This is a genomic window from Denitromonas halophila, assembly GCF_007625155.1.
Taxonomy (GTDB): Bacteria; Pseudomonadota; Gammaproteobacteria; order Burkholderiales; family Rhodocyclaceae; genus Nitrogeniibacter; species Nitrogeniibacter halophilus.
This window is the reverse complement of the sequence record NZ_VMNK01000015.1, coordinates 121536-134825: the sequence shown is the minus strand read 5'-3', so window position 1 is coordinate 134825 and position 13290 is coordinate 121536. Positions and strand designations below refer to the sequence as shown.

Genomic DNA, 13290 nt, shown 5'->3' with positions numbered 1-13290 from the left:
GGCGAACGATACGCTCCTGGCAGCGGCTGGCAAGCCCGACGGCAACATGGCGCGCCCGCGGCAGATACGGTATAAGCGGGAGGCTCGGACCCATCGCCACACAGCCCATGAACGCCCTCGTCGATCTAGCCGACCCCGCCGCCGTCACCGACGCCCTCTCGTGCGAGTGGCTGGTGGCCTGCCTGTGCGCCGAATGGTGCGGCACCTGCCGCGACTATCACGACAGCTTCGCCTCCATGCAGGCGCAGTTTCCGCAGGCGGCATTTCTGTGGGTGGACATCGAAACCCATGCCGACTGGGCCGACGACATGGACATCGAAAACTTCCCGACGATCATGATCCAGCAGGACGATGCCGTCCGTTTTCTCGGCACCATGCTGCCCTACCCGGGCCATCTCCAACGCACGCTGGAGACCCTGCTCAACGCCTCTGGCGACGCGCGCCGCCCCGGTGAAAGCGTGCCACTTGATCTGCGTGAACTGCTGCGAATGCAGGCCGGCTGAACGGGCGCGACTCAGGAACCGATTTCAGGACGCAGCAGGGGCGCCAGCCGGGCCGGCGCCTGCATGGCCTGCTCGATCAGTTCCGAGAAAGACACCGAACGCTCCGGACTGAGCGTCAGCCGAATGCTGTCGTCCTCGCCGCTGATGAACTCGATCAGCGTGGCGCAGGCCTTTTTGCGATCACCAACATCGGTCACCGGCAAGTCCTTTTCACAATCACGTTGCGCCGTGTCGATATCGGACTTGAAGCGCACGTCCCGCTGCGTCGCTGCCTTGCCTTCGGTCGGCAACACCGGAATCGCGTAGCGCTTGTGCAACGCGATGCTGCGCTTGATGTAGCCGTCGTCATGCAGGGCTGCCTCAAGCTGCTTGAGCCGCACCTCACCCATCAATTCGAGCATCTGGAAGGCCATCCCCAGCCCCGGCGGCGGTCCACCACGACGCCCGCGCGGCCCACCCGCGCCAGGCATGGCGAACGCGGAGGGGGCCGCCCCGCCGTCGGACAATCGCGCGAGCGCAGCAACGCGCTCAAGCGCCAGGTCAAGACGCGCCTTCATCACTTCGGGCTGATCCACTTCCAAGGCCAGTGTCAGCGTGTCGTCATCCAGATCCATGCGCCACTGCATCACGATGGTGGCCGGCGGCAACTGCGAACGCCCGCTGGCCTGGACGAACGCCACATCGCCCAAGGGGCTGAACCCGTCGCTGGTAGCGACACCGCTCATCCGCAGCTCGGCCCGCTTGCGCCGTGGCTCATCGACAAAATCATCGATATCCACCCGTACGATATGCACCACGCCCGCACCCGGTACCTCTTCGATACGCACGTCGTCCAAATGTACGCTGCCGCCCAGCGGCGACGCCGAGACGCCCTGCCACGACACCTGACCGCGCATGCCGTGCTGATCGAGCGCGCCGTTGATCGCCGCTTCGGCCTTGGACGCCGCCACATTCGACAAGACCAACCAGCCGACCACGAGCGCCACCACCGCGCCACCGCCAATCATCATCAGTTTGCGTTGTTCCATCGCCATTGCGTGCGCCTCATTGCTGGCGCTGGAGAGCCGCCTGCGCGGCCTCGGGCGTCCATTCGGGCTGGCCGAGCGTCATGCGGGTGACGGCCAGGGGATCGAGCAGATCGGTGCAACCCTCGTTCTTGCACGGCATCACCGTCTGCGCGCTCAACAGCGTCAGCGGCAAGCCCTCGTCATCGCGGCGCTTGGCGTCCAGGGTTACTTCACCATCGACGCGGTACCACCCCGAGGCCAGGTCGCTCTTTCCGGTCAGGCGCATGGCGTAGGGCCAATCGACTTCCGCGTCCGGCCCGTCGCTGCCATCGACTCGCACAATGCGCTGGATCTTGCGCTTGCCGCCGGCCACCAGCGCGGCATACGTGCCGCCGGACAACGGTTGGTAGGCAAGGTCCGACTCCAAGCGACTGCGCAGGCGCTGCGGGTCGCGGGTCGCTTCATCAACCAGTTGTTGATAGGTCTGCAGATTGCGGCGCTGTTCAGCCACCACCCGCGCCTGCTCCATCCGCAGACGCTGCGCCTCGCGCTGCTCGGCATACCGGCGCTGCTGCTCGGCGCGCTGTTCTTCCATCTGTTTTTGCCGGGCCAGACGGGCATCGCGCTGGAACAGATAGTTATTGGCCTGCTGCAAGTTGTATTGCCACGACCCCCACGCCTTGCTGCGCCGGTCCCGGCCGCGCCAGACGCTGATCGAATACAACAGATGGTTGGCGTCCCCGGCGGCCGTGCCCCGTTCAAAATCGCTGGAAAACACCACGTTGGCCCGCGACGCGCGCGTCACGTCGGCCGCGTCGAGCGCCACGATGGCCGCATCCACGGCGTGACGGATCGCCTCAGCCTGACGGAAGCGATCGGCCTGATCGGTCAGTGCGTCAATCTGCGGATCGATCTGCCACACCCCAATGCCGCCATAGTGGGTCGCCCGCGCACGCAGCAAAAAGTGCGTGCGTGTGTCGACATCACTGGCCAGATGGAACCACAAGGTGTTTTGTTTATCTATCGCTGCCAGACGGCGGGCCTTCACCTCCTGCGTGAAGGGAATGCCGCCGGAAAACCACAGCTGGCTGGTTCGCGCGATCGGCACGCCATCCGATCGTTCCAGCGTCAGCCGGCCCGGGCCGCTGGCATAGCCGTCGGAACCGCAGGTCAAATCCACCGACTTCAAGGCGATGAAATTCATGTCGGTGCGCGTATCAATCCGCGTCAGCACCCGACACCCGTTCTGGTCCTTCATTTCGCGCAAGGCCTCGGCCAGCGGCCCCGTCCGCGAACCATCGCCCGGCTTCCAGCCGCCGATATCGAAATCGGCGAGCATCGGCGCGACGACGGGGGACGGCGTGGCGACCGGCGCGGGCGTCGGCTGCGCTGCAGGCGCCGCGACCGGTGCAACTGGCGCAACTGGCGCTGCCGCTGCGGGGGCCGGCACAGGCGCCGCAATCGGTGCGGGTGGCGGGCTCGGCACGGGTTCAGGGCGCGGCATCGGCGCCGGCGTCGGTTGCGGCATCGGCGTGGGCGGTTCGGGTTTAGGTATGGGGACGGGCGTCGGCACAGGGGCCGGTTCGGGCAGCGGTGTCGGAGGCGCCGCCGCAACCGGCGGCACCGCCGGTGCGGGCGTGACACGCAGCGCCCACAGGTCGGCCTTGGTGCTTGTCCCGTTGGCCACCGGTCGACCATTCGTGTCGGTACTTACCCAATCAAGCGCGGTGGCTTTGGGGCATTGGCTGTTGAGCAGCGCGCCGAGTTTGGGCAGCAACCGGGCCAGCGCGGCCGTATCGGGGCTGCCGCCATGCACCGCGCGCAAGGACAGATGCGGTGCACACCATGGTGTGCCCGCGGCATGCTCGACAAAAATTTCGATGTTTTCTGATTTGGAGAACGCCAGCCGGTAGCTGTCCGCCAGTGCGTTGGTGGCCGCCAGACCGAGCACGGCCGCCAGCCACCACCGCACGCTGCGCCCGCCAAGCATGCTCAGCTCAGCTGCCAAGCGCCGTCGGCGCTCTGACAGGCATCAACGGTTTTGCTTTCTTCACCGTCCGCGGTCTTCACCCGATAGTCGACCGTCCGACACGTTGTTTTGACCGCCACCTGCTCGGTCACCGCGGCGCTCGGTTCAATGCTGTCCAGATCAAAGCCCTGCGCACTGGCCGTATCGGCCGAGATGGCATCGAGATCAGTTGGCGCGTCCTTGGCCTGCATCGGCACCGGGCCGACCAGCGGCCCATAGACATAGCCGATTGTCACCCCCTTGCGGCCGACGGCGATCCAGTCATTGTCGGTGCGCCCGAGCGCGGTAAAGGTCTGTCCGGCCAGAAAACCGCCGACCTTCTCGCCCTGCGTCCCCGGCTCAGCGCGCAAATTGGACGATTTAATGGCCTGGTAGGGCTGGTTGATGACGGCCATGTTCTGCACCGTCGCGATCTTTGGCGCACGGCGAATGGTCTGCTGCGAGCTCACGGTCTTGCTCGACACGGGTGTAATCGTGGCGCTGGCACCGCTATGCGTGGATTGCCACGCCACGGTCCTGCCCGAATCCAGCGCGTCCTGCGTGCTCGCGGCCAGGGCTTGACGATCACGCTCGTCCAACTTGGCGCCCAGCCAGTTGCCCAAGGCGCCACCGGCCAAAGCACCGGCCAGGATGGCCAGATTACGCCCCGACCCCTTGCCGACCTGGCTACCCAGGATCGCGCCGCCCACCGCCCCCAGCACCGACCCCATGGTCTGCTTGGACATGCCGCCTTCGCCGTTGGTGGCGCAGCCACCCAATCCGAGCGCGATCGATGTCGCAATAATGGTGAGATGTTTCTGTGGTGACATCAGTGCACCTCCCTCAAACACCCAGCATCACAGCCCGGAAAAACACGATGGCGCCACCGCCTTGCGACTTCAGGCCGCCGTCGACGCACACCCGTTCGACTGTCATAACCAGAAAGCGCACGAATCAGGGTTTGAGCAACGCCCCCAACACCGCCGACGCCGAACACCATCGCGGATTTCTTATAGATTGACTATAGAAATCACGATTCGCGAATACAAGCCTGCCTCCCGTGCGGATTGGCAACATCGCGAGATCCACCAGTCTCGCCCAACACAGTGGAATAGCACTATCCTAGGTGTGTACTCGCCGCCAGGAGGCGCAGACCGACATCATGGACGCATCTACCCTTGCCGAACTGTGCACTGGCGACTTCCCGGTCGCCACGCCAGACACGCTTGCGACCGACGTCTGCGGACTGGTCGCTGAGCGCGGCATTCTGGTGGTCATTGACGGAGACCGCCCGGTCGGTGTGCTGACTGCGGCGATGTTGCTTGCCCCACCCCTGACGCCGACGAGCACGGTGGGGGAGCGCATGGGGCCCGCCGAGTGCATTGATGCCCGTACTGACTGCGCCACCAGCCTCCACCGTCTTCAGCACAGCTCGGCCCACGCGCTGGTGCTGATTGACGAAACCGGCGGCCTGATCGGCCTGGTCGGTGAACGCGAGTTGCTGCGCCACTTTTCGGGCCGGAGCATGACCCGATCAGCGCCGGCGCTCGAGTCCAGCGACATCTCGCTACGCAAGGCACTCAACGAGGTGCGGTACAGCGACCGCGTGCTGGACTCCGTCTTCTCGGCCCTGCCCGATCTGTTTTTCAGAATGCGCCAAGACGGCACGATCATCGACTATCGCGCACGAACCGACAACGATCTGTACTCGCCGCCCGAGTACTTTCTCGGCAAACGCATGCAGGACGTGATGCCCGAGACCACCGCCCGGCAGTTCAGCGCAAAACTGGCGCAGATGGCCGACAGCGGCGAGATGGTCAGCTTCAATTACGCACTGGACGTTGCCGGCCAGACGCGGCACTTCGAGGCACGCCTGTGCCAGCTCGACGAGAGCGCGCAAGTTATCGCCGTGGTGCGCGATATCACCGACAGCCATGCCACGGCAAAAGCGCTGCGCGACAGTGAAGCCCGCCTGAGCTTCGCCCTGGATGCCGCCGAGGGCGGCGTCTGGGATTGGGATCTGACCCACGACACCTGCCGTGGCAGTGCGCGCTATTTCACACAACTGGGCTACCCGGCACAAAGCGAATCAATAACACTGGCAGACTGCCTGAGCCTCATTCACCCCGACGACAGAGCCATTTTCGAGCAGCACATGAATGCGCAGCGCCAGGTCGGTGCACCGCCCTTCGACATCGAGATTCGCATGCGGCACGCCGATGGCCAGGACCGCTGGATTCGACGGAAAGGCAAAACCGTCGAGTGGGACAGTGCGGGCCGTCCGGCGCGCGTCGTCGGCACCCACAGCGACATCTCCGCGCGCAAAGCAGACGAACTCGCCCTCCAGGCGCTCAACCAGAAGCTTGAAAATGCGCAGGCCCTCGCTCATGTGGGCTGGTGGGAGTGGACGCCGGCCACGGGTGAGGCACGCTTTTCGGACGAATTGCTGCGCATCCACGGCCTCGCCATAGGGACCCGCCCGCCAAGCCACCAGGACTGGTTGACACATGTCATCGCCGAAGACCGCCAGCGTGTGCAACGTGCCCAGGAGGCCGCCTTCGAAAGCGGTATTCTCGAATGTGAGTTCGCCCTTCATCGCTACGACAACGGCGAGCGGCGCGATCTCAAAACCATCGGCCAAGTCTCTTTTGACGCGCACAGACAACCCGTCAAGCTGTTTGGCGTCACCGCCGACATCACTGAATTGCGTGACATGGGCCGGCGATATGCGCAGTCAGCGCGAATCAGCAACTCGGCAACCTGGGAAATCTGGCCCGACGAGGGCCGTTTGCTGGCCGATGCCAATCTCGCACGCTTGTTTGGTGAGGCGCCCAACGCCCCACCCGGCACGCTCAGCGCGTTTTTGTCACGCCTGCCCGGCGACGACGCCCAGGAACTCCTCAACGCGCTCAAGCGCATCACCGACGGCGACACCGACACCATCAAACTCGACCATCGCGTGTTACACCGTGACGGCCAGATGGCCTGGCTCCATGTGCAGGGACAACGCGTTTCCGGCCACGATGAAACTCCGGTCCGCGTGCTCTGCTCATCAATAGACGTAACCGAACAAAGACTCGCCGAGCGCCGCATCCGCGACAGCGAAGCACGTTTTCGCGCCATTACGGCGCTCGCACCGGTCGGCATCTATCACGCCGACGCGCGAGGGCGAATGACCTACGGCAACCCACGATGGTGCGCGATTGCCGGCATGGGCCTCGAAAAGGCCCTCGGCGACGGCTGGGAGCAGTCCCTGCATCCGGAAGATCGCGATCGCATCATCGCGGCCTGGCAGTCACTGGTCGACACGCGACAGCCATTTCACGCCGAGTACCGCTTTCAACGCCCGGGCGGCGAAAGCACCTGGGTGTTTGGCGCAGCCGAAGCGCTCAGTGACGCCGACGGCCAGGTCACCGGCCACCTCGGCATCATCTTTGATATTTCCGAGCGGATGCGCGCCGACGCGGTCCGCCATGAACACATCCATTTTCTTGAATCGCTGGAGCAACTCGACTCCGCACTGCACACCAGCAGCAACATGGACGACATGCTCAACCGTGGCGCCACCGCGATTCTCGATATGTTCGACTGCGACCGCTGCTGGCTGCTCACCCCCTGTGATCCGGATGCCCTGACGTGGCGAATTCCGATCGAAGCCACACGCCCCGACTATCCCGGTGCCGGCGCACGGAACACCGATCTGCCGATGACGCCCGAGATTGCCGCACTCTGTCGCACAACACTCACCAGCGCCGTCCCCGTCACGCTGGTCGACGAACAAAGCTCGCCAGTGCTGGCCGCCATGAAAGCCGACTTCGATGTGTGCTCACTGATGATCGTGGCCCTGCACCCGGCGACCGGCCCCACCTGGGCGATGGGCCTCCACCAATGCCGCAGTGCGCGCGAATGGTCCCCCAACGAACAGCGCCTTTTTTCCGAAGCCGCGCGTCGCATGACCACCACCATCGACCTGCATACGGCCATTCAGGCCCTGCGCACCAGCGAAATTCGATACCGCTCGGTGGTCGAAGACCTGCCCATCCTGCTCTGCCGAAATCGCGCCGACGGCACCATCGAATTCGTCAACGACGCCTACTGCGAGTACTTCGGCAAACCACGAGAAGCCCTGATCGGCCGCAACCTGCTCGACCTGATTCCCCCCGAGGATCGCAACCAGGTTCGCCAGCATTTCATGTCGCTCAGCGCCAGCACGCCGCTCAAGACCCATGAGCACAAGGTGATCGACAGCAATGGCAGTGTGCGCTGGCAGCGCTGGACCAACCGCGCCATCTGCAATACCAAGGGGGAAGTCATCACATTCCAGGCTTTTGGCGAAGACATCACCGAGAGCAAGCACGCCGAACAAACGCTCAACCGACAACGACGCGAGCTGGCCGAAGCTCAGGAGCAGGCGCATCTGGGCAGTTTCGTCTGGAACATCACCTCTGGTGAAATTCGCTGGTCCGACGAAATTTTTCGACTGTTTGGTCTCGACGCCAAGGCACAACCTCCAACTTATGGCTTATTTCTCAGCGCCGTCCACGTCGAAGACACCGAGCGTGTCGATGCGGCCTTCAAGGGGGCCCTGCGCGATGCCATTCCGTTTCAGGAAGAATTCCGTCTCACCCGGCCAAACGGTGAGCTCCGATGGCTGTTTGCACAAGGACAGATCGAGACCGAACCCGCCGACGGGTCCGTGTTCATGCGCGGAACGGTGCTCGACATCACCGACCGGGTGTTGGCGACCAAAGCACTGCAACGCGCCCACGACGAACTGGAACAACGTGTCGAGCAACGCACGGCAGAGCTCAAAGCCATCAATGCTGAACTCGAAGCCTTCACCTACGCTGCCTCGCACGACCTGCGGGCACCACTTCGCGCCATCCAGGGCTTCCAGCGTGCGCTTGATGAAGACTTTGGCCCCCAGATACCGGAAGGCGCCCAGGATTTTCTGGGTGAAATCGCCAAGGCCAGCGCCCGGATGGGCGATCTCATCGACGGCCTGCTGGAACTCTCGCGCAGCAGCCGGGCGAGCCTGGTAAGGCAAACGCTGGATCTTGCTCAAATGGCACAGTCCATTCATACCCGGCTCGCGCGCAACCAGCCGGAGCGCCAGGTCAGCTTGCATTGTGACGGCCCGATCGTTGCCCTGTGTGACCGCCGGCTACTGGCCACCGTGATGCAAAATTTGCTCGAAAATGCTTGGAAATACACAAGCACCCGAAGCCACGCGACCATACACTTCACCAGTAGCATGCGAAATGGGCACCGGGTATATTGTCTCGAGGACAACGGCGCAGGTTTCGACCCGGCCTTTGCCAACAAACTGTTCGAGCCATTCCAGCGCCTGCACCATCCCAGCGAGTTTCCAGGTATCGGAATCGGGCTGGCGACGGTGGCAAGAATCACACGACGCCACGGCGGCTGGATTGAGGGCGAAGGGCGCCCAGGAGAAGGCGCCCGTTTCCGGTTCAGCCTGGGACCGCAAGAAGGGAGTACGGAATGAACCACCGCAAACTGCTGCTGGTCGAAGACGACGCCCAAGACCTGCGCCTGACCCTGCGCGCGCTCAAGCGCATCAACGTGGTCAACGAAGTCGACGTGGTAGGCGACGGCGCGGCAGCGCTCGACTATCTCTTCTGTCGCAACACCTACGCCCAGCGCAGTCCCGCCGACGCCCCGGCCGTGGTGCTGCTCGACATACGCCTCCCCAAGCTCAGCGGTCTGGAAGTGCTCGAGCAGCTACGCCAGGACACCCGCACCGACAAGATCCCGGTCGTCATGCTCACCTCCTCCGACGAAGAGCAAGACATCCTGCGCAGCTACGACCTGGGCGCCAACAGCTATGTGCGCAAGCCGCTCGATCCCGGAGAATTCACCGAGGCGGTCGCCCAGCTCGGCCTTTACTGGATGCTACTCAACGAACCGCCCAAGAGCGCCGAATGACGGAGGCGCTTCAAATTCTGGTCATTGAAGATGACGAACAAGACTTTCAGCTTCTTGTCCGTCATCTGGCGCGCAGCCAGCTGTCCTGCCATTGCACCCGGGTCGACACCCCCGCCGCGCTTGCCCAGGCTCTGGCCAAAGCCGACGCACACTGGAACATCGTCCTCAGCGACTACAACCTGCCGGGCATCGACGTTCGCCTGACGGTCAGCCAGCTGGCAAAGGCCCACCCTGAAACGCCAATCATCATCATCTCGGGCACCATCGGCGAAGAAACCATCATTGACCTGCTGCGCGCAGGGGTGGCCGACTTCGTCAGCAAAGACAACCTCACCCGGCTCGTACCCGCCATCCATCGGGCGGTAGACGCCGCCGCAACGCGACGCGCCCAGCAGCATGCCGAACGCGAGCTCCAGTTGCGCGATCGTGCGCTATCGGCCGCCACCAACGGCGTCGTCATCACCCGCGCCGACGGCGACATGCCCGTGGTCTATCTCAACCCGGCCTTCGAAGCCATCACCGGCTACCGGGCCGACGAAATGCTCGGGCGCAACTGCCGGGTGCTGCAAGGCGACGACCGAGAACAGCCTGAAATCGCCAAGATATACACCGCCCTGTCGCAAGGCGAAGGCTGCCAGGCGGTGGTTCGCAACTATCGCAAGAACGGCAGCGCATTCTGGAACCGGATGAGCATCTGGCCGGTCAAGAGCAGCGCTGGCGCGACCACGCACTTCGTCGGCATTCAGGAAGACATCACCGAACAACGCCAGGCCGACGACCGCCTGCGCCAGGCCGCCGCGGTGTTCGAGAGCAGCGCGGAAGGGATGATGATTACCGACTTGTCGGCAAACATCATTGAGGTCAACCGCGCCTTTACCGAAATCACCGGCTACGAGCGCGACGAAGTCATCGGAAAATCCAGCAGCGTCCTTCGTTCAGGCCAGCATCCGCCCCAGTTCTATCAATCGCTCTGGCGCAGCTTGCAAGAGAGCGGACAATGGCGCGGAGAAATGTGGAATCGACGCAAAAACGGCGAGATCTACCCCGAATGGCTGACGCTCAGCACCGTTTATGACGATGACGGCCAGCCCGTATTTTACACCGGCGTCTTCTCGGACATTACCCGCGTCAAGCAATCTGCCCAGAAGCTGGAGCACCTGGCGCACCACGACCCGCTCACCGATCTGCCCAACCGCATGCTGCTCAATGCGCGCCTCAAGCACGCCATCGAGCACGCCACGCGCAGTGGCGTGTCGCTGGCACTACTGTTCCTCGACCTCGATCGCTTCAAGAACATCAATGATGTCTACGGGCACCCCTTCGGCGACGAACTCCTTCGCCAGGTGGCCAGCCGGCTGCGCGACTGCGTCCGGCTCGACGACACCGTCGCCCGGCTCGGCGGGGATGAATTTGTGGTCTTGCTCGAAGAGGTCAAGGAGCCCCACAGCGCTGTGCTGGTAGCCGAAAAAATTCAGCTCGCGCTCAATCAGCCCTTCGCCATCGAGCAGCGCGAGCAGTTTGTCACCGCCAGTATTGGCATCAGCGTGTTCCCGCGTGACGGCGGCGACGCCGCCGAACTGATCCGCAACGCCGATGCCGCGATGTATCAGGTCAAGGACAAAGGACGTTTCGGTTTTGCGTTTTACACGCCGGAACTGACCCTCAAGGCCACCGAGCGCGTTCGCCTCGAAAACGATCTGCACAAAGCACTGGATCTCGATCAGTTCTTGCTGCACTACCAGCCGCAGGTCGACCTGCGCACCGGCCAGCTCACCGGCGTCGAAGCTCTGGTGCGCTGGGCCCACCCCGACAAAGGCCTGCTCTATCCATCGGCCTTCATCCCGATTGCCGAAGAAAGCGGCATGATGCCGCGCATCGGTCGCTGGATTCTCGAAGCGGCATGCCGGCAAGCCAGCGATTGGCGAAACGACGGGCTGGCGTTTGGCCGGATCGGTGTCAATATCGCCGCCTCACAGCTGCGCCGAGGCGACCTCGTCGCCCTGACCCGCGACACCCTCGCCGCCACCGGACTCCCAGCCGAGATGCTCGAACTGGAAGTCACCGAAGGCTTCATCATGCAGCAGGCCGCCGAAGCCATACCGCGCCTGAACGAGCTGCGCGAGCTCGGCATCGGGATCGCCATCGACGATTTCGGCACCGGCTATTCGTCACTGTCTTACCTCAAGCGCCTGCCGGTCACACGGCTCAAGATTGACCAGTCGTTCGTCCGCGACATCCCCAACGATCGTGACGACGCGGCCATCACCCGGGCCATCATCGCGCTGGCCAAGAGCCTGTCGCTCGATGTCATCGCCGAAGGCGTGGAAACACCGGATCAAGCCGCCTTTTTGCTGGCCGAAGGTTGCCAGCGCGGCCAGGGTTTTCACTTCAGCAAGGCGGTCTGTGCCGACACCCTGACGCGCGGGTATGCAACGGCGTCGCGGGCGGCGAACACCTAGCGCTCTGCCCCCCCGTCGGGCTGCGCCGCCGGCAAGCTGACCCGAACCCGCAACCCCGCCCCCGACGCAGGCGTTTCAAGCTCAAGCCGCCCGTGGTGGGCGCGCACAATCTCCTGAACAATCGCCAGGCCCAGCCCCACCCCGCTACCGGCACTGCCCGGCGTGCGATAGAAGCGGGTGAACACGCGCTCGCGCTCTTGCGCCGCGATCCCCGGTCCATCGTCCTCGACACTCAGCAGCACGTCACCGTCATGCGTCGCGCAATGCAGGCTGACGCGACCGCCGATCGGCGCGTATTTAAGGGCGTTGTCCACCAGATTGGCCATCAACTCCCGAAGCAACGTTCCGTCACCCGCCACCCTGGCCGACTGACGATGCACACCAAGATCAATCTGCTTGCGGTCGGCCTGCGCCAACCAGTCGTCCAGCATGTCATCAATCAAGAGCGCGAGGTCGACTGGCGCGGCGTCAAGAATCAATCGCTCACCCGCCTCGGCGCGCGCCAGTGCGAGCAGTTGATTCGCCAGGCGCGTCACCCGCACGGTCGCACGGGTCACATGATCGAGTTGTTGCGGCCCCGGCGCAGCCCCCAGCAACTCAACCTGCATCTGCAAATTGGCCAATGGCGTGCGCAGCTGATGCGCGGCGTCTTGCAGAAAGCCTCGCTGCTGTGCCTGTGCCGAGGCCACACGCCCCAGCAAATGATTAAGTGCGTCGACCAAAGTGCGTAGTTCAAGCGGCACGCTGGCCGGATCAATCAAACTTAAGTCGTTCCCATCTCGTTCGGCAAGACGAGCACTCAGACCGGCCAGCGGCGACAAGCCTGACGGGATGGCAATGCGCACGATCGCCGCCCCCGCCACCACCAAGCCAGCGATCGCCGCAACAAAGCCCAGCAGCAGCCGCTCAAGTGCGGCCTGCCGCTTGCCCAGCGTTTCAGCCACAGTGACATAGAAGCCACGGCCGTCGACCGTCCGATGCAAGCGCACGCCGCGAATGGCCTGGCCGCGATAGACGGTGTCGTAGTAGTCGGGCGGTGCGTCAACGCTGATCGCATCGGCCGGGGGCAAATCGCCTTCTCCGGCAACCAGCGTGCCGTCATCATCCCGCACGCGATAGAAAATGGTATCCACCGTATCGGAGCGCAACAACGCCACCCCGCCGTCGGCGATATCCATCCGCAACCGCTGCTCGCCGCCCCGGATACGCTCGGCCACACCATCGGCCAGATTCAACAGGCTCGCGTCATAAGCCGCGCCGATGACGTCGATCGCCGTGCGGTGCGCCAGCACACCGCCCATCAACGTAACCACACCCGGCAAGAGCAAGGCGCGAAGCAGTCGACGGCGAAGACTAGACACGCAACA

General features: G+C 63.9%; 8 protein-coding genes. 4 read left to right on the top strand and 4 right to left on the bottom strand.

The features are described from left to right. Nucleotides 1-107: 107 nt before the first annotated feature. Nucleotides 108-503 carry a thioredoxin family protein gene (locus tag FHP91_RS15090; protein WP_144310373.1) on the top strand — a complete coding sequence of 132 codons (396 nt, stop codon included), beginning with the start codon at nt 108-110 and terminating at the stop codon, nt 501-503. An 11-nt stretch (nt 504-514) separates the two neighbouring features. Here FHP91_RS15090 and FHP91_RS15085 read toward each other — a convergent pair whose 3' ends face one another. The 3 genes from FHP91_RS15085 to FHP91_RS15075 are packed head-to-tail and all read right to left on the bottom strand — an operon-like array spanning nt 515 to nt 4348. Next, on the bottom strand, nt 515-1531 hold the full coding sequence (locus FHP91_RS15085; RefSeq protein WP_144310372.1) for a hypothetical protein: 1017 nt from the start codon (nt 1529-1531) through the stop codon (nt 515-517). A gap of 16 nt (nt 1532-1547) precedes the next feature. Continuing rightward, entirely contained in the window at nt 1548-3500 is a 1953-nt protein-coding gene (locus tag FHP91_RS15080; RefSeq protein ID WP_144310371.1) for a hypothetical protein, read from the bottom strand. Between the two features lie 2 nt (nt 3501-3502). Further along, nucleotides 3503-4348, bottom strand: a complete 846-nt coding sequence (locus FHP91_RS15075; protein ID WP_144310370.1) for an SH3 domain-containing protein — start codon at nt 4346-4348, stop codon at nt 3503-3505. Nucleotides 4349-4680: 332 nt separating this feature from the next. Between FHP91_RS15075 and FHP91_RS15070 the strand changes: the two genes are divergently transcribed. From FHP91_RS15070 to FHP91_RS15060, 3 genes are read left to right on the top strand one after another with little or no spacing between them, the layout of a single operon-like run. Next, nucleotides 4681-9024 (top strand): PAS domain-containing protein, encoded by a 4344-nt coding sequence (locus FHP91_RS15070; RefSeq protein WP_144310369.1) that lies wholly within the window; start codon nt 4681-4683, stop codon nt 9022-9024. Further along, nucleotides 9021-9464 carry a response regulator gene (locus tag FHP91_RS15065; RefSeq protein ID WP_144310368.1) on the top strand — a complete coding sequence of 148 codons (444 nt, stop codon included), beginning with the start codon at nt 9021-9023 and terminating at the stop codon, nt 9462-9464. The genes FHP91_RS15070 and FHP91_RS15065 overlap by 4 nt, the downstream gene beginning before the upstream one ends. Continuing rightward, a complete protein-coding gene (locus FHP91_RS15060) occupies nt 9461-11923 on the top strand; it encodes an EAL domain-containing protein (RefSeq protein WP_144310367.1) in 2463 nt (820 codons plus the stop codon). The genes FHP91_RS15065 and FHP91_RS15060 overlap by 4 nt, the downstream gene beginning before the upstream one ends. Here FHP91_RS15060 and FHP91_RS15055 read toward each other — a convergent pair. Continuing rightward, on the bottom strand, nt 11920-13284 hold the full coding sequence (locus FHP91_RS15055; protein ID WP_246116327.1) for a sensor histidine kinase: 1365 nt from the start codon (nt 13282-13284) through the stop codon (nt 11920-11922). The genes FHP91_RS15060 and FHP91_RS15055 overlap by 4 nt on opposite strands. Between the last annotated feature and the right edge of the window lie 6 nt (nt 13285-13290).